Source organism: Streptomyces sp. NPDC017991 (assembly GCF_044328075.1).
In the GTDB taxonomy this organism is placed as follows: domain Bacteria; phylum Actinomycetota; class Actinomycetes; order Streptomycetales; family Streptomycetaceae; genus Streptomyces.
The window spans coordinates 410,111-433,557 of record NZ_JBIRGP010000008.1 but is presented as its reverse complement, the minus strand read 5'-3'; the positions used below and the strand labels follow the sequence as shown (position 1 = coordinate 433,557).

24 protein-coding genes and 1 riboswitch are annotated in these 23,447 nt (G+C 71.3%); of the genes, 20 read left to right on the top strand and 4 right to left on the bottom strand.

The genetic code is table 11. The features are described 5' to 3' along the window. The first annotated feature begins 63 nt into the window (after nt 1–63). Nucleotides 64–1,461, top strand: coding sequence for an MFS transporter (locus tag ACH4DZ_RS24985; protein WP_398289592.1), 1,398 nt, complete (start codon nt 64–66; stop codon nt 1,459–1,461). Between the two features lie 142 nt (nt 1,462–1,603). On the opposite strand, the gene ACH4DZ_RS24980 is transcribed toward ACH4DZ_RS24985, so the two are convergent. Then, entirely contained in the window at nt 1,604–1,750 is a 147-nt protein-coding gene (locus ACH4DZ_RS24980) for a hypothetical protein (RefSeq protein ID WP_398289530.1), read from the bottom strand. Nucleotides 1,751–1,843: 93 nt separating this feature from the next. Between ACH4DZ_RS24980 and ACH4DZ_RS24975 the strand changes: the two genes are divergently transcribed. After that, nucleotides 1,844–2,617, top strand: coding sequence for an acyltransferase (locus ACH4DZ_RS24975; protein ID WP_398289529.1), 774 nt, complete (start codon nt 1,844–1,846; stop codon nt 2,615–2,617). A gap of 127 nt (nt 2,618–2,744) precedes the next feature. Here ACH4DZ_RS24975 and ACH4DZ_RS24970 read toward each other — a convergent pair whose 3' ends face one another. Continuing rightward, nucleotides 2,745–3,596: an EamA family transporter gene (locus ACH4DZ_RS24970; protein WP_398289528.1), complete on the bottom strand. Its 852-nt coding sequence runs from the start codon at nt 3,594–3,596 to the stop codon at nt 2,745–2,747. A 114-nt stretch (nt 3,597–3,710) separates the two neighbouring features. Here ACH4DZ_RS24970 and ACH4DZ_RS24965 point away from each other — a divergent pair, with 114 nt between their 5' ends. Continuing rightward, nucleotides 3,711–4,283: a helix-turn-helix domain-containing protein gene (locus tag ACH4DZ_RS24965; RefSeq protein ID WP_398289527.1), complete on the top strand. Its 573-nt coding sequence runs from the start codon at nt 3,711–3,713 to the stop codon at nt 4,281–4,283. Nucleotides 4,284–4,360: 77 nt separating this feature from the next. Beyond that, the gene (locus ACH4DZ_RS24960) at nt 4,361–4,918 is read left to right on the top strand and encodes a YbaK/EbsC family protein (protein ID WP_398289526.1); all 558 of its coding nucleotides are present in this window, start codon (nt 4,361–4,363) and stop codon (nt 4,916–4,918) included. A gap of 4 nt (nt 4,919–4,922) precedes the next feature. Here the strand turns inward: ACH4DZ_RS24960 and ACH4DZ_RS24955 are convergent, their stop codons facing one another. Beyond that, nucleotides 4,923–6,035, bottom strand: a complete 1,113-nt coding sequence (locus tag ACH4DZ_RS24955) for a cation diffusion facilitator family transporter (protein ID WP_398289525.1) — start codon at nt 6,033–6,035, stop codon at nt 4,923–4,925. Between the two features lie 68 nt (nt 6,036–6,103). On the opposite strand from ACH4DZ_RS24955, the gene ACH4DZ_RS24950 reads away from it, so the two are divergent. The 3 genes from ACH4DZ_RS24950 to ACH4DZ_RS24940 all read left to right on the top strand — a co-directional run bounded on the left by ACH4DZ_RS24950 (nt 6,104) and on the right by ACH4DZ_RS24940 (nt 8,541). Further along, on the top strand, nt 6,104–6,463 hold the full coding sequence (locus ACH4DZ_RS24950; RefSeq protein ID WP_398289524.1) for an ArsR/SmtB family transcription factor: 360 nt from the start codon (nt 6,104–6,106) through the stop codon (nt 6,461–6,463). A gap of 190 nt (nt 6,464–6,653) precedes the next feature. After that, nucleotides 6,654–7,451 carry a VOC family protein gene (locus ACH4DZ_RS24945; RefSeq protein WP_398289523.1) on the top strand — a complete coding sequence of 266 codons (798 nt, stop codon included), beginning with the start codon at nt 6,654–6,656 and terminating at the stop codon, nt 7,449–7,451. Between the two features lie 208 nt (nt 7,452–7,659). Continuing rightward, on the top strand, nt 7,660–8,541 hold the full coding sequence (locus ACH4DZ_RS24940; RefSeq protein WP_398289522.1) for an MHYT domain-containing protein: 882 nt from the start codon (nt 7,660–7,662) through the stop codon (nt 8,539–8,541). An 83-nt stretch (nt 8,542–8,624) separates the two neighbouring features. On the opposite strand, the gene ACH4DZ_RS24935 is transcribed toward ACH4DZ_RS24940, so the two are convergent. Then, nucleotides 8,625–9,032 (bottom strand): CoA-binding protein, encoded by a 408-nt coding sequence (locus tag ACH4DZ_RS24935; protein ID WP_398289521.1) that lies wholly within the window; start codon nt 9,030–9,032, stop codon nt 8,625–8,627. Between the two features lie 161 nt (nt 9,033–9,193). Continuing rightward, nucleotides 9,194–9,381, top strand: a riboswitch (cobalamin riboswitch). A gap of 66 nt (nt 9,382–9,447) precedes the next feature. Here ACH4DZ_RS24935 and ACH4DZ_RS24930 point away from each other — a divergent pair. The 13 genes from ACH4DZ_RS24930 (at nt 9,448) to ACH4DZ_RS24870 (ending at nt 23,436) form a co-directional block, all read left to right on the top strand. Continuing rightward, nucleotides 9,448–10,488 carry an ABC transporter substrate-binding protein gene (locus tag ACH4DZ_RS24930; protein ID WP_398289520.1) on the top strand — a complete coding sequence of 347 codons (1,041 nt, stop codon included), beginning with the start codon at nt 9,448–9,450 and terminating at the stop codon, nt 10,486–10,488. Nucleotides 10,489–10,496: 8 nt separating this feature from the next. After that, a complete protein-coding gene (locus ACH4DZ_RS24925) occupies nt 10,497–11,513 on the top strand; it encodes a FecCD family ABC transporter permease (protein WP_398289519.1) in 1,017 nt (338 codons plus the stop codon). Then, a complete protein-coding gene (locus ACH4DZ_RS24920; RefSeq protein WP_398289518.1) occupies nt 11,510–12,406 on the top strand; it encodes an ABC transporter ATP-binding protein in 897 nt (298 codons plus the stop codon). The genes ACH4DZ_RS24925 and ACH4DZ_RS24920 overlap by 4 nt, the downstream gene beginning before the upstream one ends. A gap of 46 nt (nt 12,407–12,452) precedes the next feature. Beyond that, complete coding sequence (locus ACH4DZ_RS24915; protein WP_398289517.1) at nt 12,453–13,214, top strand: hypothetical protein; 762 nt, start codon at nt 12,453–12,455, stop codon at nt 13,212–13,214. Next, nucleotides 13,211–13,786, top strand: a complete 576-nt coding sequence (locus ACH4DZ_RS24910; protein ID WP_398289516.1) for a SixA phosphatase family protein — start codon at nt 13,211–13,213, stop codon at nt 13,784–13,786. The genes ACH4DZ_RS24915 and ACH4DZ_RS24910 overlap by 4 nt, the downstream gene beginning before the upstream one ends. A gap of 237 nt (nt 13,787–14,023) precedes the next feature. Continuing rightward, complete coding sequence (locus ACH4DZ_RS24905) at nt 14,024–14,650, top strand: YigZ family protein (RefSeq protein ID WP_398289515.1); 627 nt, start codon at nt 14,024–14,026, stop codon at nt 14,648–14,650. Nucleotides 14,651–14,882: 232 nt separating this feature from the next. Then, nucleotides 14,883–15,797, top strand: a complete 915-nt coding sequence (locus ACH4DZ_RS24900) for an ABC transporter ATP-binding protein (protein ID WP_398289514.1) — start codon at nt 14,883–14,885, stop codon at nt 15,795–15,797. 101 nt (nt 15,798–15,898) lie between these two features. Next, on the top strand, nt 15,899–16,675 hold the full coding sequence (locus tag ACH4DZ_RS24895; protein WP_398289513.1) for an ABC transporter permease: 777 nt from the start codon (nt 15,899–15,901) through the stop codon (nt 16,673–16,675). Between the two features lie 48 nt (nt 16,676–16,723). Further along, complete coding sequence (locus ACH4DZ_RS24890) at nt 16,724–17,428, top strand: response regulator transcription factor (protein WP_398289512.1); 705 nt, start codon at nt 16,724–16,726, stop codon at nt 17,426–17,428. Beyond that, on the top strand, nt 17,425–18,942 hold the full coding sequence (locus ACH4DZ_RS24885) for an ATP-binding protein (protein ID WP_398289511.1): 1,518 nt from the start codon (nt 17,425–17,427) through the stop codon (nt 18,940–18,942). The genes ACH4DZ_RS24890 and ACH4DZ_RS24885 overlap by 4 nt, the downstream gene beginning before the upstream one ends. A 283-nt stretch (nt 18,943–19,225) precedes the next feature. Beyond that, complete coding sequence (locus ACH4DZ_RS24880) at nt 19,226–21,478, top strand: MMPL family transporter (RefSeq protein ID WP_398289510.1); 2,253 nt, start codon at nt 19,226–19,228, stop codon at nt 21,476–21,478. Between the two features lie 106 nt (nt 21,479–21,584). Beyond that, nucleotides 21,585–22,748 (top strand): sensor histidine kinase, encoded by a 1,164-nt coding sequence (locus ACH4DZ_RS24875; protein ID WP_398289509.1) that lies wholly within the window; start codon nt 21,585–21,587, stop codon nt 22,746–22,748. Between the two features lie 16 nt (nt 22,749–22,764). Beyond that, entirely contained in the window at nt 22,765–23,436 is a 672-nt protein-coding gene (locus ACH4DZ_RS24870; RefSeq protein ID WP_398289508.1) for a response regulator, read from the top strand. Nucleotides 23,437–23,447: the final 11 nt, after the last annotated feature.

Here is a 23,447-nt window from a genome sequence, read left to right as displayed (position 1 = left end):
ATGACGGGCGACCGGCCGCCACGGAGGATATCCGCATCCGAGCGTCCGGGAGCCGACATGGCCATGCCGCCGAAACCCCCCGAAACGGAGTCCTCGGGACAGGCGTCGCGTACCGCGCGACGCGTCCTGGCCCCGCTCGCCCTCGCCCAGTTCATCTGCAGTTACGCCGGCTCCAACATGAACGTCATGATCAACGACATCAGCGAGGACCTGGACACCACCGTCCAGGGCGTGCAGACCGTCATCACGGTCTTCCTGCTGACGATGGCGGCGCTGATGATCCCGGGCGGCAGGCTGACCGACCGCTACGGCCGCAAGCGCTGTTTCCTCGCCGGCCTCACCGTCTACGGCGTGGGAGCCGTGCTCAGCGCGCTCGCTCCGGGCCTGGGTGTCCTCGCCCTCGGCTACTCGATCCTCCAGGGAATCGGTACGGCCCTGCTCATCCCGCCCGTCTACATCCTCGTCACGCTCCTGTTCACCGAGGTGACCTCCCGGGCCCGCGCGTTCGGTACCGTCATGGCGCTGGGCGGCATCGGCGCCGCCGCGGGACCGCTGATCGGGGGGCTCATCACCTCGGCGATCGGCTGGCGGGCCGCCTTCGTCTTCCAGGCGGCGGTCGTCGCGCTGATCATCTTGCTGAGCCGCCACGTCCGGGACCCGCTGCCACCGGAGCCGGACCGCCGCTTCGACACCGGCGGAGCGGTCCTGTCCGCAGTCGGCCTCGTGCTCGTCGTCATGGGCATCCTGGCCGCCGACGACAACGGCTGGGTGACGGCGGGGCTGCTGGGGCTCGGCGCGCTCGTCCTCGTCCGGCTCTTCCAGTGGGTGCGCGCGAGGGAGCGCTCGGGGCGGGAACCACTGTTCTCGACGAGCCTGTTCCACGACCGCACGTCCAACCTCGGGCTCATCACCCAGCACGCCCAGTGGCTGATGCTGATGGGGGTGTCGTTCGTGGTGGCCGCGTACCTCCAGGTCGTGCGCGGATACGACGCGATACGCACCGGTGTCATCTTCACGGCGGCCACCGTCGGCCTGCTCACGGCGTCGCTGGCCGCCGCGCGCCTGGTGAAGCGGTGGCCGCAGCGGACGCTCATCGTCGTGGGCTTCGGCGTCACGGTCTGCGGGATCGGTCTGCTCATCGCGCTGGCCGCGGGCTCGCCGGGCATCTGGGCCTTCACACCCGGACTGCTCCTCATCGGCCTGGGGCTCGGTGTGATGCTCACCCCGTCGGTCAACGTCGTCCAGTCGAGCTTCGGCGAGGAGCGGCAGGGCGAGATCTCGGGGCTCTCCCGCAGTGTGTCGAACCTCGGCTCGTCGCTCGGCACGGCGATCGCCGGCACGATCCTCGTCGCCGACCCCGCCGCGGGACCGTACGCCGTGGCCCTGGGCGTCCTGGCCTTCGTAGGCCTGGCCGGGCTCGGCGCCGCGGCCATGCTGCCCCGGCAGAGGGCCGGCCTGTGACCGCCCGTCCCGTCCCGTCGTGGCGGGCGGCGGGGGCCGGGGCGAGATCCTGGACCGACGCGGGCGCGGGGGACACCCGGCAGCCGGCCTGAGCGGCCGGCGACGCGCAGGCCCGGCAACCGGTCGCCCACGGAGCTGCCGGTCAGTCCGCCGCCGGTGTCGCGGACGATGCGGCCGAGACACCGGCGGCGAGGTCCGGCCGGGCCGCTGTCCGGTCGACCACCGCGGCCGGCAGCCCGCGGATCACCGCATCGGTGGTGACTTCGGCGACGGGGCGCGGGCGCATCATCCGTAGCGGGTGAACCGCAGGTCCGTGGCCGTGGGGCGAAGATCACAGCCGTACGAGCCCGTGGGCGGACATGACGCTGAGTACGGTGTGCGGGTGCCCAAGAGCAAGAACACGTTCTCGTCCCGGCGGAGCCGCCTCGTTCAGCGGGCCGTCCACGCGGGCTGGGCCTGGGTGCAGCGGACCGGCGCGGTGACGGCCGAGCGGCCGGGACGGCTGCGCTTCGGCGCGATGGGGACGGGCACCAGGCTGGCCTTCCCGCAGGGCACGGTGTTCGGTGAGCCGTGGATCCACCTCGGCGACCACTGCATCATCGGCGAACAGGTCACTCTGACCGCCGGGTTGATGCCCGACCTCGACCTCGGGGCCGAGCCCATACTGCGGGTCGGCAACGGCGTCGTCCTCGGCCGCGGCAGCCATGTCATCGCCGACACGACGGTCACGATCGGCAGCGACTGCTACTTCGGTCCCTATGTGTACGTGACGTCCACGAACCACTCGTACGACGATCCGCAGATGCCCATCGGCAAGCAGTGGCCGCGGATGGAGCCGGTGGAGATCGGCCCCGGCTGCTGGATCGGCACGGGCGCGGTGATCCTGCCGGGGGCGCGGATCGGACGGAACGTCGTGGTGGCGGCCGGCGCGGTGGTACGCGGCCTGGTCCCCGACCACGCGGTGGTGGCCGGGGCGCCGGCCCGGGTCGTCCGCCGCTGGACCCCGGCCGAAGGCTGGCAACCACCTCTGCGGACCCCGGCCCCGACCCCGATCCCCGACAACATCACCCCGGAACAACTCCTGGCCCTGTCCGAACTGGACGCGAAGAGCATCGCAGCGCTGAAAGCAACAGACGACGCACACACGGACCCCTAGCGGAGCCCCGACAGGGGCGCGGGGAACGGCGCGCTCAGCCGCGGCCCGCCCGCAGCCGACGCACCGGCCCAGGCGTGGGCCGAGGCCCAGGCGGGGCCAAGGCGTGGGCACAGGCCGGCGCCCGCCCTCACCCCGTGGCGAGCAGCATGCTGCCAAGCAGCGCGAGCCCCGCCCCGGCCGCCTGGACGCCACGCAGCCGCTCCCGGAGGAAACCGCGTGCGGCCAGCGCCGTGACCACCGGATACAGCGAGGCAAGAACCGCGGCCACCACCACCGGCCCCCGCTGAGCGGCCAGCGCATACGTGCCGTTGGCGGCCACATCCGCGAGCCCCACGAACGCGAAGGCCGGCAGCCACCGCCAGGCGACCCTCGGCGGAGCCACGCCGCCCCGCCGCACGGACACGCACAGCGCCGCGCCACCGGCGGCGACATTGGTGACGCGCTGGACGAAGAGCGCCAGAAAGAGACCGGTGAGCGTCGACGACGACGCCGCGATCAGCGCCATCACCGCCCCGAAGCCGAACGCCGCGAGCAAGGTGAGCAGCACGGCCTGCCGCTGCACGGGCGCACCCCTGAAATGCGGACCCCCCGCCAGTACGACCCCCGCGACGGCGACCGCGATCCCCACGAACTGCATCGGCCCGGGACGCTCCCCGAGGGCGAGCCCGACCCCCACCGGCACGGCGACCCCGATCGAGCCGAGCGGAGAGACGACCCCCATCGGGCCGAGCGCGAGGGCCTTGTAGAAGGCCAGCATCGCGACGGGCCCGACCAGGCCCGCCGCCACCGCGAACCACAACCGGGGGCCCGTCTCGCTCCACGCGCCCGTCACGAGGACGATCACGCCCAGCACCACCGCGGCGATCGACTGCGAGACGACCACCACCGTCAACGCGGGAGTGCGCCGTGTCAGCAAGCCGCCGCCGAAGTCGGCCAGCCCCCACAGGAAGCTGGTGGCCACGGCGAACAGCGCCGTCATCACATACCTCGCAGTCTCGCGGTCCCGTACCGCAGTACAGTTCGGTGGACGATCTGGTGCACCTCACCGTAGTGCAACTCATTGGACTCTGTCATCCAGAATATTGGACGGAATGTGTCGGACCTCGACCTCCTGACCCAGTCACTGGCGCGCAACGTCAAGCGCTGGCGCACCGAGCGCGGCTTCACCCTCGACACCCTCGCCGCCCGCGCAGGGGTCAGCCGCGGCATGCTCATCCAGATCGAGCAGGCCCGCACCAACCCCAGCCTCGGCACCGTCGTCAAGATCGGCGACGCGCTCGGCATCAGCATCACCACCCTGCTCGACTACGAGCAGGGCCCGAAGGTCCGGATCGTCCCGGCGGAGCAGGCCGTACGGCTCTGGCACACGGACGCGGGCAGCTACAACCGGCTCCTCGCGGGCACCGAGGCACCCGGCCCCCTGGAGATGTGGGACTGGCTGCTGATGCCGGGCGAGGGCAGCCCCTCGGACCCGCACCCCACGGGCACGGTCGAACTCATCCACGTCACGAAGGGCGAACTGGCGCTCACCGTGGACGGCACGGAGTACCGCGTCCCGGCCGGTTCGAGCGCCTCCTTCGAGGCCGACACCCCCCACACGTACGGCAACGCGGGCGACGTACCCGTGGAGATGGTCATGGCCGTGTCGGTCCCCGGCGTGCACTGAGGCCCGTACGCGGACCCTGCGTACGGGCGGCAGAGGCCCCGGGTGGGAGCCGTTCGCGCGGCTGTTAGCGTGCCGTCATGCGCGCACCCCTCGGACACTTCGACGACGCCACGCCCGCCCCCGAACGCCTCGACGTGCTGACCCGCCCGGTCGCCGACGCCGTACGCGACTGGCGCGGCGGCGTCCCCGCCGAGCAGATCGTCTACGTGGACACCGAGCCGGAGTGGGCCGACACCGCCACGTTCCTCGAACACTACGGTCCGGAACTCCTGGACCGGTCCGCGAACTGCGTGGTCGTCGCGGGCAGGCGCGGCGGGGAGACCACGCTCGCCGCGTGCGTGGTGCTGTCCGCCACGCGCGTCGACGTCAACGGCGTGGTCCGGCGGCAACTCGGCGCACGCAAGGCGTCGTTCGCGTCGATGGACACGGCGACCGGGGAGACCGGCATGGAGTACGGCGGCATCACACCGCTCGGACTGCCCGCCCACTGGCCCGTGTTGGTGGACTCGGCCGTCGTCGACCTGCCGTACGTACTGGTGGGCAGCGGCCGGCGGCGCGGGAAGCTGCTCGTGCCCGGCAAGGCCTTCGCGGAGCTGCCGAACGCCGTGGTCCTGGAGGGACTCGGGAGCGCCTGACCGCTCAGGCGGGCCCCGTCGCGTGGTGGGCGAGGGCCAGATGAGGGTCCGACTCGCCCGGCGCGGGTGACGGATCGGCGTGCACCAGGGCCGCGGTGAGGCCCGGTACGGCGTGCAGCAGGGAGTGTTCGGCCGCGACCGCCACCCGGTGGGCAGCACGGACGCTCGACTCCCCGTCGACGACCACGGCCACCTCGGCGCGCAGCCGGTGGCCGATCCAGCGCAGCCGCAGTTCGCCGACCCCACGTACACCCGGTACGTCCCTCAGCGCCCGCTCGGCCGCGTCGAGCAGGGCCGGGTCGACCGCGTCCATGACCCGGCGGAACACCTCGCGGGCGGCGTCGCGCAGCACCAGCAGCAGGGCCGCCGTGATCGCCAACCCGACCACCGGGTCCGCGAGTTGCCAGCCGACCGCCGCGCCGCCCGCGCCCAGCAGCACGGCGAGCGAGGTGAAGCCGTCCGTCCGCGCGTGGAGCCCGTCCGCGACCAGCGCGGCCGAGCCGATCGCGCGGCCGACGCGGATGCGGTAGCGGGCCACCCACTCGTTGCCCACGAAGCCGATGACGGCCGCGGCGGCGACCACCGGCAGGTGCTCGACGGGGCGTGGATCGAGCAGCCGGTCGACCGCCGTCCAGCCCGCGAAGACCGCGGAGGCGGCGATCGTCAGCACGATCACGAGCCCCGCCAGGTCCTCCGCCCGGCCGTAGCCGTAGGTGAAGCGGCGCGTCGCTGCTCGCCGGCCCAGCACGAAGGCGATGCCGAGCGGTACGGCGGTGAGCGCGTCCGCCGCGTTGTGCACGGTGTCGCCGAGCAGCGCCACCGAGCCGGAGAGGGCGACGACGACCGCCTGGGCCGCGGCGGTCACGCCGAGGACGGCCAGCGAGATCCAGAGCGTACGGATGCCCCGGGCGGAGGACTCCAGGGCGGGGTCGACCTTGTCGGTGGCCGCGTGGGAGTGCGGGGTGAGGAGATGGGTCAGCCGGTGCCGGAGCCCCGGCCGGGACGGGCTCCCTGAGCCGCGCCCGCGCCCGTGCCCCTGACTGTGCTGGTGACCGGGCTCGTGCCGGTGCTCGTGCCCGCGTTCCCGTTCGTGCCCGTGGTCGTGCTCGGTGCTCACGTGGTCTCCTTCCCGGGATGTCCACGGACGAGGTGGACTCGACCGCGCCACCGGACCATTATGTGCGTATGAGCGCACGCATGCACCTGTCACCTGCGCACGATGAGCATCCGCGCACGCCGGGCGAGGAGCAGTTCGCCCTCGCCGCCGAACTCTTCGCCCTCCTGGGTGATCGCACCCGTCTCGTCCTGCTGCACGCCCTGGCGGAGGCCGAGGCGGACGTCACGACCCTCACGGAGCGGTGCGGGGCCGCCCGTCCGGCGGTCAGCCAGCACCTGGCGAGGCTGCGGCTCGCGGGCCTCGTCAACACACGCAAGGAGGGCCGCCGGGTGATCTATTCGCTGCGGGACGGGCATCTGCGGCGGGTTGTCGACGAGGCGCTGAATCTGGCCGACCACCGGCTCAGCGACAGGCCGGCGCACGATTGAGCGGTCCTGGGCGCCGGTTTGTTTCGGGCGTGACCGCCGGGTACTCGGGGCGTGGGACCCCGCCCGCCTCCGGGCGAAGGAGGCGCGGGAGGGGGATGCTGAGGAAGACGGCACCACGGCCCGGCTAGTGCTTTCGACGCTGTCGGGTGTCCGCCCACGCCCCTCGGTACGATTCAGGAACGGTACTGCCATGAACAGCGACGCAAGAGTCCGCAACGAGGTCGTCTCCAGCCACTCGGTCGCGGGAGCCCCGTGCTGGGTCAGCCTGACGGCGCGCGACCAGCAGGCGGCCGAGGACTTCTACCAGGCGGTGCTGGGGTGGCGGTTCCGGACGACCGCGCTGATGGACCGGTTCCGGATCGCCTACGCGGACGGGGTGCCGGTCGCGGGCGTCGCGGCCGTGGCCACGATGTGGCAGATGGCCGTCGCCTGGACCCCGTACTTCGCCGTGGACAGTGCCGACGAGGCGGTGGCCCGGGGCCGGGAGCGCGGCGGTACGGCGGCGGTCGGCCCCATCGGCTTCCCACAGGGCCGGGCGGCCCTGCTGGCGGACCGCGACGGAGCCGTCTTCGGCATCTGGGAGGGCCAGCTCGTCGCCGGCTGGAAGACCTGGCGCCGGGCCGCCCCCGCCTTCTTGCGACTGCACACGCGCAACGCCTTCGACGCCGCGATGTTCTACGGCGAGGTGCTGGAGTGGGCGACCTCGCGGCCCGGCTGCTGCGAGGTGCACTACGACGGGGACGAGGTCGTCCTGCGCAGCGACGGCGACGTGGTGGCCCGTATCCACTCCGGCGCGGTGGAGGCCGCCCCCGATCCCACGATCCGGCCCCACTGGCAGGTCCATTTCTCGGTCGCGGACGTCGAGGCCTGCGTGCGCGCGGCGCTGGATCACGGCGGTACGGTCCGGGACGGCGCGACCACCACGGAGGCGGTGCTGCGGGATCCCGACGGGGCGCAGTTCACCGTGACCTCGAAGCCTCAGATGTGAGGGTGGGGCGCGGCGGGGCGGGGAGCGGCCGTGGTCCTGGGCCGCGCCACCAGAATGCTTCCCTCCGGCGCAAAGGCGCCTATTCATGACCAAAAGTGACTGATACAGAATTCTGTTGGCTGCAATTGCACGAAACCCCTTGCTGTCGTCCTGTTGTGGCACGTACATCTGTCCCCGCAACAGTCGTATTCCGGGGGGATGTTGGCATATGCAAGGTACGGTCGACGGATTCAGTTATGGAACGGTCACACCGCTCACGGCCTATGTCATGGCCTGTCTGGGAGCCGCCCTGGGGCTGCGCTGCATCACCCGGTCCCTGCGCAACGACCAGTCGTGGAAACCGGGCTGGCTCGCGCTCGGGGCGGCGTCGATCGGCTGCGGCATCTGGACGATGCACTTCATCGCCATGATCGGATTCCAGGTCGAGGAAAGCCGTATCCGCTACGACGTCGGCCTGACGATCCTCAGCCTCGCGGTGGCGATCGCCGTGGTCGGTCTGGGCGTCTTCGCCGTCGGCTATCGCGGTGCGAGCACACCGACCCTGCTGCTCGCGGGCGCGTTCACCGGCTTCGGGGTCGCCGCCATGCACTACATAGGAATGGCCGCCATCCGTGTGAACGGGGACCTGCGGTACGAGGCCCGTACCGTCGCGCTCTCCGTCCTGATCGCCGTCGTCGCCGCGACCGCCGCGCTCTGGGCGGCGGTCGCGATCCGCGGCTTTCTGACCAGCCTGGCGGCGAGCCTCGTCATGGGCGTCGCGGTGACCGGGATGCACTACACGGGGATGGCGGCCGTCAGTGTGCACCTGCACGGCGCGGCCGGCACCCCGGACTCGGGCGACTCGGCCCACTCGCTCCTGCTGCCGATGCTCATCGGCCCGGTCCTCTTCCTGGCGCTCGCGGGAGTCGTGGTGATGTTCGACCCGATGCTCGTCCTCGGGGACGGCGACTGGAACCGGACCGCGTCCCGCCGCCGGACGCCCCCTCCGGCCACGGAACCGCCCGCCTGGTCCGGCTCGGCGTTCGAGGCCCCGCCCAGGACGGACCGGCGCGCGTACGAGCCAGGCGGGCCCGGGGGCCGCAACGGCTGAACGGGGCGGCTGTCCCGGTGTCGCGGGACGGCCCGGGAGGGTCGGCCCCGCCGGTTCAGCCGAGGCGGGTCGACCGAGGCGGGTCAGCCGAGGCGGGGGATCTCGATCGCCGGGCACCGGTCCATGACCATGTCGAGGCCCGCCTCGCGGGTGCGCTCGTACGCGGCCTCGTCGATCACGCCGAGCTGGAACCAGACGGCCTTGGCGCCGATGGCCACGGCCTCGTCGGCGACCGGCCCCGCCAGGTCGCTGTTGACGAAGACGTCGACCACGTCGACCTCGAAGGGGATGTCCTCCAGGGAGGCGTACCCCTTCTCCCCGTGGACCGTCTCGGCCTTCGGGTGGACCGGGACCACGCGCTTGCCGTAGCGCCGGAGCACGTCCGCCACGCCGTACGCGGCACGCCGTTCGTTCGACGACAGGCCCACGACGGCCCAGGTGTCGCCGCTCTCGGTGAGGATCTTGCGGATCGTTGCCGGGTCGCCGTACACGGTTCGCCTCCTGTGGGTGGGGGTGTGTCTGCCTGCGGCGGACAACGTCGGGCGCGGCCCTGGGATTCCCGAGATCGCGCCCGGCGGCGGAGCGGCTGTCCTCGGTCCGCCCCTGAAAGGCCCGGCAGGCCTTGTGCGCCGTGTGGCCGTGAAAGTCGCCGTGATAGCTTGCGAAAGCCAGTCGAACCCATGTACGTGGGTCAGGGAATCCGGTGGAAATCCGGAGCTGACGCGCAGCGGTGAGGGTGACGGGCGGGGCATCGGCCACTGGATCGAACAGACGGTCCGGGAAGGCGCCTCGTCCGGGTGAACCCGAGTCCGAAGACCTGCTGGCGGCCTCCGCGGTCCCGAGACGGCGGGGGAGCACCGTACGACCGGGCTCCGCGTTCGAGCCCTCGACGTCTGAGGAACTTCCGTGCCCATCGCACGCTCCGCCCGCCCCGCCGCCCTGCTCGTTTCCGGGGCCATTCTGCTGACCGGCTGCGGTGGCGCCGACTCGTCCGGCTCAGCCGGCTCAGCCGGCAAGGACTCCGCGGCAGCCGTCACCCTGGACAACTGCGGCCACACCGTCCGCGTGGAGTCCCCGCCGCGCCGGGCCGTCTCCCTCAACCAGGGCACCACCGAGATCATGTTCTCGCTGGGCCTCGCCGACCGGATGGCCGGCACCGCGACCTGGACCGACCCGGTGATGAAGGGCCTGGAGAAGGCCGACGCGAAGGTCAAGCGGATCGCCGACAACAACCCGTCCTTCGAACGGGTCCTGGACGCCGACCCGGACTTCGTCGCCGCCTCGTTCGTGTCCACGCTCGGCAAGGGAGGCGTGGCCACCCGCGAGCAGTTCGAGAAGCTCGGCGTACCCGCGTACGTCTCGCCCTCCGACTGCGCGGGCAAGGACAACACCGGAGACGGCGACGGCGCCCGCGAGAAGCCCCTCGGCATCGACGCCATTTACGGCGAGATACATGACCTGGCCGAGGTGTTCGGCGTGCAGGAGCGGGGCGACCGGCTCGTCGCCGAGCTCAAGCAGCGGATGAGGAAGGCCACCGAGGGCATCGACGCCTCGGACGTCTCCCTCCTGTACTGGTTCGCCAACTCTGAGTCCCCCTACATGGCGGGCTGCTGCGGAGCCCCCGGCATCATCACCCGGGCGTTCGGCGCGAAGAACGTCTTCGACGACACCCACGAGGAATGGCCCCAGATCAACTGGGAGACGGTCGCCGACCGCGACCCCGACGTCCTCGTCATCGGCGACCTGACCCGCAAGTCGCAGACCGCCGAGTCCGCGAAGAAGAAGATCGAGTTCCTGGAGTCCGACCCGGTCACCAGGAACATGACCGCCGTGAAGAAGAAGCGGTACGTCCTGCTCAGCGGGCAGGCCATGAACCCGACCATCCGTACCGTCGAGGGCGTCGAACAAGTGGCCGCCGCCCTGCGGGAGTTCGGGCTCACGGGGTGACCCGCCGGGTGACACGGCCGCGCGTGGGACTGCTCTGCGCGGCCGGCGCGGCACTGCTCGTCGCATCGATCGCCGTCGCGATCACCATCGGCCCGGCGGACATCCGCGTCGCCGACGTCTGGTCCGTGGTCGCGTCCCATCTCGGCTGGGGGAGTACGGAGCTGAGCCCCATCCGGGACGGGATCGTCTGGCAGCTGCGGCTGCCGCGCACCCTGCTGGCCGCCGTCTGCGGGGCCGGGCTCGCCGTGTGCGGCGCGGTGATGCAGTCCCTGCTGCGCAACCCGCTCGCCGACCCCTTCGTCCTCGGGGTGTCCTCCGGAGCCTCGACCGGCGCGGTCGTCGTGGTCGTCCTCGGCGCGGGCGGCGGCCTGGTGTCGGTCTCGGCGGGCGCGTTCCTCGGAGCGCTGCTGTCGTTCGGACTCGTCCTGCTGCTCAGCCACACCCTCGGCGGGACGACGGACCGCGTGGTGCTGAGCGGTGTGGCCGCGATGCAGCTCTTCTCCGCGCTCACGTCCTTCGTCGTGATGACCGCCGCCGACGCCGAGACCACCCGCGGTGTGCTGTTCTGGCTGCTCGGCTCGCTGGGCGGGGTCGGCTGGACCGACGTCTGGGTCTGCCTCGCGGTCCTGGTGGTCGCGCTCGCGGTCTGTCTGGGCTACGCGCGCACGCTCGACGCGTTCGCCTTCGGCCAGGACGCCGCCGCGACCCTCGGGGTGTCCGTGGCCCGTACCCGGCTGGTGCTGCTGTGCGTGACGGCGCTTCTGACGGCCGCGCTCGTCAGCTCGGCGGGCGCGATCGGCTTCGTCGGACTCGTCCTGCCGCACGCCGCCCGCGCGTTGGTGGGTTCCGGCCACGCCCGGTTGCTGCCGGTCGCCGCCCTCGCCGGGGCGGTGTTCCTGGTGTGGGTGGACACCCTGGCCCGTACCGTCCTCGACCCTCAGGAGGTGCCCGTGGGCGTGGTCACCTCACTCATCGGCGTGCCGGTGTTCGTGCTGGTGCTGTACCGGACACGGAGGACACGATGACGACGGAGCGCATCACGCACGCCGGGACCACCGAGGGCGTCGAACGTGTTGAGACGGGTGAGGCCGGGCCGGATGCCGGCCTCCGGGCCCGGCGCGTCACCCGCACCGCCGACGGACGCGTCATCCTGGACGGCGTCAGCATCAGCCCCGCCCCCGGCACCACCGTCGGCCTCCTCGGCCCGAACGGCTCCGGCAAGTCGACCCTCCTGCGCCTGCTCTCCGGCGTCCTCGCCCCCGCCTCGGGCGTGGTCACCCTCGACGGCAGTCCGCTCGGCGAACTGGGCCGCCGCGACATCGCCCGCCGTATCGCGGTGGTCGAGCAACAGGCCGACACACAGGTCGAGTTGAGCGTCCTGGACGTCGTACGCCTCGGCCGCACACCGCACCGCCGCGCCTGGACGCCCCCGTCGCCGGCCGACGAGGAGGCCGTACGCGACGCCCTGGCCCGCACCGGCCTCGCCGGCCGCGCCCACCAGTCCTGGCACACCCTCTCCGGCGGCGAACGCCAACGCGTCCAGATCGCCCGCGCCCTCGCCCAGGAGCCCCGCGAACTCCTCCTGGACGAACCGACCAACCACCTCGACATCCAGCACCAGCTCGACCTGCTGAACCTCGTCACCTCGCTGCCGCTCACCAGCGTCGTCGCCCTGCACGACCTCAACCTCGCGGCGATGTACTGCGACCGGCTCGTCGTCCTGCGCGAGGGACGCGTGGTGGCCGTCGGGACACCGACCGACGTGCTCACCGAGGAACTCATCGCCGAGGTGTACGGCGTACGGACCGCCGTCACCCGTGACGACCGCGACGGTCCCGACGGCCGCCCGCACGTGCGTTTCCTGGGCACCGTGAGCCGGCACGACCCCCGGGAATCCGCGCACACGTGTCCGCAATGATGTCGGCATCCCTGCGCGCGGCCTCTCGCACGCCTACGCTCAGCCCGTGCTGCGTATCACCGACGCCCGAACAGGCGACCCCGTCACCGCCACGCCCACCCGCCGGGGCCTGACCCGCGTCGAGGCGCGGGTGGAGCGCCCTGACGCCACCGGCCTGCGCGTGCTCCTGACCGCCGACGTCCTCGTACGGGCCCTGGAGATCGGCGGTACACCCGTGTGGACCGTGCTGACCGGCACGGAGGGACGCGCGGAACTGCGGGCCCGGGCCAGGGCGCTCGGCATCCGGCCGTTCGAGGACGAACGGGACAGCGGCCCCGGTCTCGGTGAGGCCCAGGTGCTGCGCGTGTGCGCCCGGACCGACGAGCCGGCCGACAGCGTGACCCGTAGCGACGAGGCGGCGGGCGGGGTGCGCGTCGAGGTCGCCCCGGCGGACATCGAGAGTGGAGCGGCGCAGGACGACGAGAGCGCCGCCGCCCTGCGCCTCGCTCTGCTCGCCCGTCCCCGGGGCCAGGAACTACGGCTCGGCGCGGCCGATCTCGCGGACGCCGAGGACCGGTTGAGGCACTGGCGGGGCGCCGTCGCCAGGTGGGCCACCCGGCCCTCGGGACCCATCCCCGATCCCGTACGGGATCAGCTGCGCGCCGCCTGGGAGGACGACCTCGACGTGCCCGCCGTACTGGGGGTGCTGCGGAAGGTGGAGACGTCGGGGACCGTTCCGGACGGGGCCCGCTTCGAGACGTACGCCTACGCGGACCGGCTGCTCGGTCTGGAGCTGACCCGGGACATCGGCCGCGAGGCTCCGGCGTGATCGCGCGCGCCGGAGCGGGCCCGCTCCGCCGGCTGGTCGTGCTGCGGCACGCCAAGTCGGCCTGGCCGGACGGCGTCCCCGACCACGAGCGGCCGCTCGCGTCGCGCGGGCGCCGGGACGCCCCGGCCGCCGGACGCGTCCTCGCCGACGCCGACTGCCTGCCGGACCTCGCGCTCTGCTCCACCGCCGTACGCGCCCGGGAGACCTGGGAACTGGCCGCCGCACAGTGGGGCACACCCCCTCCGGCACGCCATGACGCACGGCTGTACGGGGCGGAGGTGCCCGAGTTGCTCGAAGCGGTGCGCGAGGCCCCGGCGGAGGCCGAGACCCTGCTGCTGATCGGGCACAACCCCGGTCTGGAGGAGCTGGTCCTCACGCTGGCGGGCGACAGCCTCGACGGCGCGCTGGACGACGTCCGTACGAAGTTCCCCACCTCGGCGATCGCGATCCTCGCCTGGCACGGCATCGGCTGGGCGTCCCTGGGCCCCGGCACGGCCCTGCTCACGGACATGATCGTGGCGCGGGGGAAGAAGGCGCGCGGCGAGAAGGGGCACCACGGGCGGGGGCGATAGCGGGGCGCCGCTTCTCGCCGGAGGCGCGTCTGTGGGTGCGGTGTCGCTGTGGCGGGCGTGCACGATTGCGCAGTTCCCCGCGCCCCTGGAAGGTGCGTTTGTGGGTGCGGTGTCGCTGTGGTGGGCGTGCATGATTGCGTAGTTCCCCGCGCCCCTGGAAGGTGTGGCGGGCGTGCATGATTGCGTAGTTCCCCGCGCCCCTGGAGGGGGCGTCGGTCGGGCGCATACGCTGGGCGGATGCAGGACGAGTACCGCACCGTGGCCCGCGCAGGGGTGCACGAGACCGAGATCAACCGCTCCCGCTTCCTCTGCGCACTGGCACCGGCGGCCACCGAGCGGGAGGCCCAGGACTTCGTCGCGGCCGTCCGCAAGGAGCACGCGGACGCGTCGCACCACTGCTTCGCGTACGTCATCGGCGCGGACGCCGCCGTACAGCGGGCGAGCGACGACGGCGAACCGGGCGGCACCGCGGGCGTCCCGATGCTCCAGATGCTGCTGCGCCGCGACATGCGGTACGTCGTCGCCGTCGTCACGCGCTACTACGGAGGCGTCAAACTCGGCGCGGGCGGACTCATCCGGGCCTACGGCGGCGCGGTGGGAGAGGCACTGGACACCCTCGGAACCCTCACGCGCAGACGATTCCGCCTCGCGACCGTGACCGTCGACCACCAGCGGGCGGGCAAGGTGCAGAACGATCTGCGCTCCACCGGCCGCGAGGTGCGTGACGTCCGCTACGGGGAGGCCGTCACCATCGAGATCGGCCTGCCGGAGGCCGAGGTGGAGGCATTCCGGAGCTGGCTGGCGGACAGCACGGCGGGCACCGCCGGATTCGAACTGGGCGGAGAGGCGTACGGGGACGCATGAACCGCACATCGGCCTGTTGCGGGAACCATGTCAATGGCCGGCGGCCAGAGGCCAGCATGTGAGTTCTATGTGAGTCAGAGGGCTCTCCGATGCGGCCTGCCGAGTCTTCGCAGGTCACAGGCTTGGCATTCCCATGTGACGTTCATGTTCGTCCAGATCCGGTTCATGGCGGCGGCGGACAGTGAGTGGTGCACGCGAGGGTCGCGTGCACCGCCGCCGGTCTGGAGTCTCGATGATCGAAGTACGTGGCCTGTCAAAGCGTTATGGCGAGGTCCTGGCCGTGGACGATCTGACGTTCGCTGTCCGGCCCGGGGAAGTGACGGGGTTCCTGGGGCCCAACGGTGCCGGCAAGTCGACCACCCTGCGGATGATCGTGGGCCTGGACGCCGCCAGTTCCGGGACCGCGACTGTGGGTGGGCGGCCGTACGCCGAGCAGCCCACGCCGCTGAAGGAGGTCGGGGCGCTCCTGGATCCGGGCGCGGTGCTGCCCAGCCGCACCGCCTATCACCATCTGCTGGCGCTGGCGGCAGGCAATGGCATCCCGAGCAGCCGGGTCAAGGCGGTGCTGGCGGACGTCGGCCTGGAGAACGTGAGCCGCCGACGTGCGGGGACGTTCTCCCTCGGGATGCGTCAACGGCTGGGGATCGCGGCGGCTCTGCTGGGCGATCCTCCAGTGCTGGTCTTCGATGAGCCGCTCAACGGGCTGGACCCGGAGGGCATCGTGTGGATCCGCTCGCTGATGCGGAGGATGGCGGCGGAAGGACGCGCGGTTCTGATGTCGAGCCATCTGATGAGCGAGATGGAACTGACTGCCGACCACCTCATTGTCATCGGCAGGGGACGGCTGATCGCCGACACCTCGATGAAGGACTTCATCGAGGCTCACTCCGAGCGCGAGGTCTTTGTCCGCAGTCCCCAGTCCGGGGAACTGCGCGGCATGCTCAGCGCAGCCGTCGAGGTGCGGACCGAGAGCGGCGACGCTCTGGTGGTGACGGGCTTGGAGGCCGCCGAGATCGGCGCGCTGGCGTCGGCCAACGGGGTGGAGCTGCACGAGCTTGCTCCGCGCCAGGTGTCGCTGGAAAGGGCGTTCATGGATCTGACCCGGGATGCGGTGGAGTACCAGTCGGAGAAGGAGACGACCCGATGACACGTTCGACCACGCAAACCGTTGTCCGGGCGACGAAAGCCCGTCGGCGCCCGCTCATGCCCCGTCTTCGGCCGCAACCGCGTCGTGCGAGGGAGGGGAGGGTGACCTTCTGGCACTGCCTGCATGCCGAGTGGATCAAGATTCGTACGATGCGGTCGACGTTGTACGTGATCCTGGGCACCCTGGCGTTCTGCCTCGGACTCGCCGCGCTGAACGGCTCGTCCGCCGGCAGCGAGTTCGCGGACCTGAGCCCCGCGGACCAGGCGTCGTTCGACCCGCTGGCCACCAGCCTGCGCGGTTACCTGCTCGCGCAGATCGCGCTCGGTCTGCTGGGCGGCCTGGTCATCACATCTGAGTACGGCGCCCGAACGATCGTCCCCACTCTGATCGGGGTTCCGCACCGGGCACAGGTGCTGGCATCCAAGGCGGTGGTGCTGGTGGGCGTGGCGCTCCCGGTCGGGATCGCGGTGTCGCTGGGCGGGTTTCTGGTCGGGCAGGCGTCGCTGTCCGGGGCGGGCGCTCCGCACCTGGCGCTCTCCGACGGCGTGGCACTGCGCGGCATCTTCGGTGGTGGCTTGTACCTGGCACTGGCCGCGCTCTTCGGACTGGCTCTGGGCACGGTGATCCGCTCCACGACGGCAACGGTGACCACACTCTTCGGGGTGATGCTGATTGTTCAGGCATTCGCTCCGGCCCTGCCCGGAGGACTGGGCGACCGGGTGTCGAAGTACTGGCCGCCGATCGCAGGCGGGCAGATCATCACCAGTTACCAGGACCCCGACCTGCTGAGTCCCTGGGCGGGGGTGGGTGTCATGGTGGGGTCCGTGGCGTTTCTGATGGCAGCGGCATTCATCGTCTTCCGCAAGCGAGACGCGTAGCGGGGCGGGACAGTGAAGACAGAGGATCATCGGTCGGGGACAGGTGCCATGGCGACGACACAACGACTGCTGCTGGTCGAGGACGAGCCCACGCTCTGTGAGCTGCTGTCCGCCAGCCTGCGGCTGGCCGGCTTCGAGGTGACCGCGGCCCGGACGGGCGGCCGAGCACTGGAAGCGGTCCGCGACAACCGACCCGACCTGATCGTCCTGGATGTGATGCTGCCCGACCTCGACGGCTTCGAGGTGGCACGTCGTCTGCGTGAGGACCCCTCCGGTCCGGGAATCGGGCAGCCGCCGATCCTCTTTCTGACCGCCCGGGACGCGGCGGAGGACCGCATCAGCGGTCTGCGGGCAGGCGGGGACGACTATGTCACCAAGCCCTTCAACCTTGAGGAACTCATCCTGCGCATCCAGGCCGTGCTGCGCCGAACCAGCGGCCGTCGGCCCGACGGGCTCCTGGTGGTGGACGACCTGGAGCTCGATCCCGACAGCCACGAGGTGACCCGCGGCGGCCGGCCGGTGCAACTGTCTCCGACCGAGTTCAGTCTGCTGCGCGTGCTGATGGAGAACGCCGGCCAGGTCCTGTCCAGGCATCAGCTTCTGGACCAGGTCTGGCACTACGACTTCGACGGTGACGACTCCATCGTCGCGTCCTACATCAGCTACCTGCGCCGCAAGATCGACATCGCGGAACCGAAGCTGATCCACACGGTGCGGGGGACCGGCTACGTGCTGCGCAGGTCCCGCGCATGAGTACCGCCACCGCGCGCGGGCCGATCAGTCGGATGTCGCTGCGCGGGCGGGTCGTGGCCATCACGCTGTCGCTGGTCGTCACCGCCCTGCTGGCCAGCAACGCCGTACTCGTCACCCTGCTGGAGCGGCAGCTGGTGCACCAGTTGGAAGACCGGCTGCGCGCCGCTGCCGCGACGGCGGCGCGGCTGTCGAACCTGGAGGACGTGCCCGGTGAGACGGCACCGGAGCTGCGCGAGGCAGTGGAGCGCGACCTGACGGGCGACGTCTACGTCGTCTACCTCGATTCCGAGGGGCGACTGCGGCGTACGCTGCGTCCGGCTACGCACAGCGCCCCGCCTCTTCCCGTCCTGGACACAGCGGCGGTCGCCGTCCGCGAACAGCGCCCCTTCCAGGTGGCGGCCGAGGGCGACGGTGAGGAGTGGCGTGTCATCGCCACTCCTCTGACCCCGGGTCAGGACGTCGAGGCGGGCAAGGGCGGCAGCGTCGTGGTGGCCGGTTCCCTGGCTCCGGTCCATACGACGATCCGGCACCTGGGCGTGTGGATGCTGGTGATCGACGCGGTGGTGCTCATCGGGTTGGGCGTCGTCGCCTGGTTCGCGGTGCGGGCCGGCTTGCGGCCGTTGCGGCGTATGGAGAAGACAGCAGCCGCCATCGCGGGCGGGGACCTGTCCAGCCGGGTGCCGCAGCCGGCCACCCAGCGCACGGAACTGGGCCGGTTGTCCGCCGCCCTCAACGGCATGCTGGACCGCATCGAAGCCGGTGACGCCGCCCGCGCGGCCACCAACGCGCGCATGCGGACCTTCATCGCGGACGCCAGCCACGAACTGCGCACCCCGCTGTTCGGGATCAAGGGCTTCACCGAGCTGTACCGGATGGGCGGCATGCCCCGGCGCGCGGACGTCGATGCCGCCATGGGCCGTATCGAAGGTGAAGCGGCCCGCCTGGTCCGCATCGTCGAGGAACTGCTGCTGCTCGCCCGGCTCGACGAAGACGCCACCGCAGACGCGCATCTGACTGTTCGCCTGACTCCGATGGACCTGCGCACCCTGGCCGCCGACGCCCTGCACGACCTGCGGGCCATGGCACCCGACCGTCCCGTCACCCTGACCGGCCCGGGCGGCGGCCCGCCCGGTGGAGCCCCGGTTCTGGGCGACGAGTCACGCCTGCGACAGGTGACCTCCAACCTCGTCGGCAACGCCATCGCCCACACCCCGCCCGGCACGCCGGTACGCATCGGCGTCGGCACCGTGCAGGACGAGGCCATCCTCGAACTCAGCGATGAGGGGCCAGGGATGACAGCCGAACAGGTCACTCACGTCTTCGACCGCTTCTACCGTGCCGACACCGCCCGCGGCCGGACACAGACCGGCGGTACCGGACTTGGCCTGTCCATCGTCCGCTCCCTGGTGACCGCTCACCAGGGCCGCGTGGAGGTGTGCTCTCAGCCTGGGGAGGGCGCCACGTTCCGCGTCCTGCTGCCGTTGAATTCCGACAGCTCCGCCGGCAATTCCTGAAAATGGCCCGAGCCCGTCGAAGCGCTGTCGCGAACAGCGGGCGGTAACCGACACACCGAGCGCCTCACCGGAACCGACGGCGTGTTCCGCCAAGTGTGCCGCCGTCCTGTTCTGCACGGCCTCCTGCCCTTTGTCGCAGAGGACTACCGGCGGGATATCACGCCCCCGCCGAGCCCTACTTGTTTTTGAGTACGGGGGATCGTCGATACGGCCGACGACACGAATGCGGTCGGCCCGGCAGGGTGAATGACGTTCCCGATATCCAGATATGGAGATGTCTTTCATGGCGACTTTCTTGCACCGGGTGGGCCGCTGGGCCTTCCGGAGGCGCGGCACCGTGGTGCTGGCCTGGGCGGCCGTACTGGCTGCCGTATTCCTCGGGGCCTCCAGCGCATCCGAGGCGTCGGAGGACTCCTCCTCCCTGCCGGGCATCGAGTCCCAGCAGGCATTCGACCTGATCAATGAGCGGTTCCCTGGCGCCGAAGCGGACGGCGCGGAGGCCCGCATCGTGTTCGTCGCGGAACACGGCCGGCAGGTCACCTCCGCCGCCGGCCGGTCGGCCATCGGTGAACTCGTCACGGCGGTGGCTGGCGGGCCGCAGGTCGCCGACGCGGCCGGCCCCTTCGACACGAACGCGGTCAGCAAGGACAAGTCGACCGCGTACGCCACCGTCACCTACAAGGTCGCCGGCGACGATCTCACCGACGCCAGCAAGACGGACCTGACCAAGGCGGTCGAGCAGGCCCGGGACGCGGGCCTGACCGTCGAGGTCGGCGGCTCCGCGCTGGAGACCGAAGCCGCGCAGGGCCTGGGCGAAGTACTCGGCGTTCTCGTCGCCGCAGTGGTGCTGCTGATCACCTTCGGCTCACTCGCCGCCGCCGGCCTCCCCCTGCTCACCGCCATCCTCGGCGTCAGCATCAGCCTGGCCGGAATCACCGCTTTGAGCAGTGCCTTCGGATTCTCCTCGACGGTCGGTGAACTGGCGATGATGCTCGGCCTCGCCGTCGGCATCGACTACTCCCTGTTCGTGGTCTCCCGCTACCGGGAGGAGCGGGCCAAGGGACACCAGCCGCAGGAGGCGACGGCCCTGGCCGTGGGTACGGCCGGAAGCGCGGTCGTCTTCGCCGGACTCACCGTCGTCATCGCTCTGCTGGGTCTCTCCGTCGTCGGCGTCCCGATGCTCAGCAAGATGGGCATCGGCTCGGCGGGCGCCGTCATGGTCGGAGTCCTGATCGCCCTGACCGCCGTGCCTGCACTCCTGGGCTTCTGGCCCGATGCGGTGCTCTCGCGCCGTGACCGCAAGGGGGGACGCCGCTCCCGCGCCAAGATCCTCAGCCTCGTCGGCAGGACCAGGACGGCCGGCACCACCACGAAGGCCCCCCGGGGTGTTCGCTGGGCGCAGTTCGTGGTGCGCCGCCCGCTGCCCGTCCTGCTCCTGTCGGTGATCGGCCTCGGGGCGCTCGCGGTGCCGTCGCTGGACCTGCGGATGGGCATGCCCGGCGATGAGGCCAAGTCGACCGCGACCACCGAGCGCCGCGCCTACGACGCGCTCGCCGAGGGCTTCGGACCGGGCTTCAACGGCCCGCTGACCGTGGTGGTCGACGTCAAGGAGGCCAAGGACCCGCAGGCGGCCGTGACAGCGGTCTCCGACAAACTCACCGGCACCGAGGGAGTCGTCTCCGTCTCCCCGGCACGGTTCAACGAGGCCGAAGACACAGCCGTGATCGCCGCTGTCCCCTCGACCGCACCCACCAGCCGGCAGACGCAGGACCTGGTGCACACCATCCGCGGCGAGCGCGGTGCGGTGGAGTCCTCCACCGGCGCCGACTTCAAAGTCACCGGCACCACCGCCCTGAACATCGACGTGGGCCAGAAGATGCAGGACGCCCTCATTCCCTACCTCGCGGTCGTCGTCGGTCTCGCCTTCCTCCTCCTGGCCCTGGTCTTCCGTTCGCTCCTGGTGCCGCTCAAGGCCGCCCTCGGATTCCTGCTGTCCGTCGGCGCGGCCCTCGGCGCGATCGTCACGGTCTTCCAACAGGGCCACGGAGCCGGCCTGTTCGGCGTCGACGAAACCGGCCCGATCATGAGCACCATGCCCATCTTCCTGGTGGGTATCGTCTTCGGCCTCGCCATGGACTATCAGGTCTTCCTCGTCTCCCGGATCCGGGAAGCGCACATCCACGGAGAAGGGCCCGACCAGGCCATCGTCACCGGATTCCGGCACAGCGCCCAGGTCGTGGGAGCGGCAGCGCTGATCATGATGGCGGTGTTCGGCGGGTTCATGACGGGCGGCGAATCCCTGGTCAAGATGGTCGGCTTCGGACTGGCCAGTGCCGTCTTCTTCGACGCCTTCGTCGTCCGTATGGCCTTCGTGCCCGCGGTCCTGGCGCTCCTCGGCAAGCGGGCATGGTGGCTGCCGCGCCGGCTGGACCGGCTGATGCCCCGCGTCGACGTCGAGGGCGAAGCACTCACCCAGCAGGTCTCCGCGCCGAATGATCTGCCCGCCGACGATCCACGGCCCTCCGTGACGGTCTGACGCACGTGCCGGCCGGGCCGCTCCGCCCCGGTCCCGGAGCGGCCCGGACCGGCCTCCACGCCGTCCACTTCTTCAGCCCACGGTCACCGTACTGCTCGGAGAAACCATGGTCACCCGCCTGCGACGTCGCATCGATCGCCACCCCCGCCTGGTCGAAGCGGCCTTCCTCCTGTTGATCTATGCGGCCACCAGTAACCAGTACCGCCGGGCCGGCGACGACACCCTGTGGTGGCCCGGCTTCGCCCTCGCGGCAGTCACCTGTACGAGCCTGCCGGCGCGCCGCCGACACCCCGGCGCCGTCGTCGTCCTCACCACCCTCGGCACCGCCGTCGCAGGTGCCCGGGGCAGCGACTTCGGACCCCTCCTGCTGCTCCCGGTCATCGTCGCCCTGTACGAACTGACTCTCCAGGCCTCTCAGCGAGCCATCCGGCTCCACGGTCTCCTGGTTGCCGTCATCCTCGTGCCCACCGCGCTGCGCTGGGATGCGGAGGACGAACCCTGGGCGAACGAGACGGTGAGCCTGGCCTTCTGGATCCTGCTGCCCATCCTGCACGGACTGGCCGTACGAGCGCGCCGCGCGTACATGGACACCGTCCGCACCCGCGCCGAGGACGCCGAACGCACCCGCCATGAGGAGGCACAACGCCGCGTCACCGAAGAACGCATCCGTATCGCCCGGGAACTGCACGACGTGGTGGCCCACCACATGGCCCTCGCCAACGCCCAGGCCGGCACAGCCGCCCACCTGTTTTCCACGCGTCCCGCGCAGACCGGCCGCATCCTCACCGAACTCACCGGCACGACCACGGCGGCGCTGCGCGAACTTGAGGCAACCGTGGGCCTGTTGCGCCAGCCCGAGAGCGCCGAGGAATCGCTGAACCCCGCACCCGGACTCGACCGGCTTCCGGATCTGGTCGCCGCCTTCGCCGCCGCCGCACTGCACATCACGATCGCTGTCGAAGGCGCCGCGAAGACCCTGTCGGCCGGGGTGGACCTGGCTGCCTTCCGGATCGTGCAGGAAGCGCTCACCAATGTTGCCAAACACGCCGCGGTGAACACGGCACATGTCCACCTCGTCTACGGCCAGGAGCAGTTGACGATCACCGTGAGCAATGACAGAAGCCCGATCACGCCCCCGCGGGCACCCGGCGGAGGCTTCGGTCTCATCAGCATGCGAGAACGCGCCCAGTCCGCCGGGGGCAGCTTTCGTGCGGGGCGCTGCCCGGAAGGCGGCTACTCCGTCACGGCCGAACTTCCCATCAGCGCCTGACCAGAGAGAAAGTTCCATGACGATCCGCGTACTGATTGCCGACGACCAGGCCCTGCTGCGAGCGACCTTCCGGGTACTGATCGACTCCTGTGACGACATGGAGGTCGCCGCCGAGGCCGCCGACGGGCAGCAGGCCGTCACACTGGCCGACCTCCACCGCCCGGACGTCGTTCTGATGGACATCCGCATGCCCGGCACCGACGGACTGGCCGCGACCGCCGCCATCTGCGACCGGAGCGAGCTGCAGGACACCCGCGTCCTGATCCTCACCACGTTCCAGACCGACGAGCACGTCGCCCAGGCCCTGCACCTGGGTGCGAGCGGCTTCCTCGGCAAGAGCACCACTGCCGACGCCTTCCTCGACGGCATCCGCACGGTCGCCTCCGGTGACGCCCTGCTGTCACCCGCAGCCACCCGCTCACTGATCACCCGCTTCCTCGCCCTGCCCGTGCCCAGCTCCGTCGCCCCTGCCCCCGAGCGATTCAGCGGCCTCACTCCGCGAGAGCGCGAGGTGCTGGCCGTGGTCGCGGAGGGCAAATCCAACGACGAGATCGCCGACGCACTCTTCCTCAGCCCCCTGACCGTCCGCACCCACGTCCAGCGGGCCAAAACCAAGACGGGCGCCCGCGATCGCGCACAGCTCGTCGCCTTCGCCTACCAGTCCGGACTGATGCCACCGCCGCGGTGACGTACGAGGCG

Coding starts and splice junctions, on each gene's coding strand:
- ACH4DZ_RS24985 (WP_398289592.1), top strand. CDS start 64: ATGCCGCCGAAACCCCCCGAAACGGAGTCCTCGGGACAGGCGTCGCGT.
- ACH4DZ_RS24980 (WP_398289530.1), bottom strand. CDS start 1,750: ATGATGCGCCCGCGCCCCGTCGCCGAAGTCACCACCGATGCGGTGATC.
- ACH4DZ_RS24970 (WP_398289528.1), bottom strand. CDS start 3,596: ATGACGGCGCTGTTCGCCGTGGCCACCAGCTTCCTGTGGGGGCTGGCC.
- ACH4DZ_RS24960 (WP_398289526.1), top strand. CDS start 4,361: ATGCGCGCACCCCTCGGACACTTCGACGACGCCACGCCCGCCCCCGAA.
- ACH4DZ_RS24950 (WP_398289524.1), top strand. CDS start 6,104: ATGAGCGCACGCATGCACCTGTCACCTGCGCACGATGAGCATCCGCGC.
- ACH4DZ_RS24945 (WP_398289523.1), top strand. CDS start 6,654: ATGAACAGCGACGCAAGAGTCCGCAACGAGGTCGTCTCCAGCCACTCG.
- ACH4DZ_RS24940 (WP_398289522.1), top strand. CDS start 7,660: ATGCAAGGTACGGTCGACGGATTCAGTTATGGAACGGTCACACCGCTC.
- ACH4DZ_RS24920 (WP_398289518.1), top strand. CDS start 11,510: ATGACGACGGAGCGCATCACGCACGCCGGGACCACCGAGGGCGTCGAA.
- ACH4DZ_RS24905 (WP_398289515.1), top strand. CDS start 14,024: ATGCAGGACGAGTACCGCACCGTGGCCCGCGCAGGGGTGCACGAGACC.
- ACH4DZ_RS24900 (WP_398289514.1), top strand. CDS start 14,883: ATGATCGAAGTACGTGGCCTGTCAAAGCGTTATGGCGAGGTCCTGGCC.
- ACH4DZ_RS24890 (WP_398289512.1), top strand. CDS start 16,724: ATGGCGACGACACAACGACTGCTGCTGGTCGAGGACGAGCCCACGCTC.
- ACH4DZ_RS24885 (WP_398289511.1), top strand. CDS start 17,425: ATGAGTACCGCCACCGCGCGCGGGCCGATCAGTCGGATGTCGCTGCGC.
- ACH4DZ_RS24880 (WP_398289510.1), top strand. CDS start 19,226: ATGGCGACTTTCTTGCACCGGGTGGGCCGCTGGGCCTTCCGGAGGCGC.
- ACH4DZ_RS24875 (WP_398289509.1), top strand. CDS start 21,585: ATGGTCACCCGCCTGCGACGTCGCATCGATCGCCACCCCCGCCTGGTC.
- ACH4DZ_RS24870 (WP_398289508.1), top strand. CDS start 22,765: ATGACGATCCGCGTACTGATTGCCGACGACCAGGCCCTGCTGCGAGCG.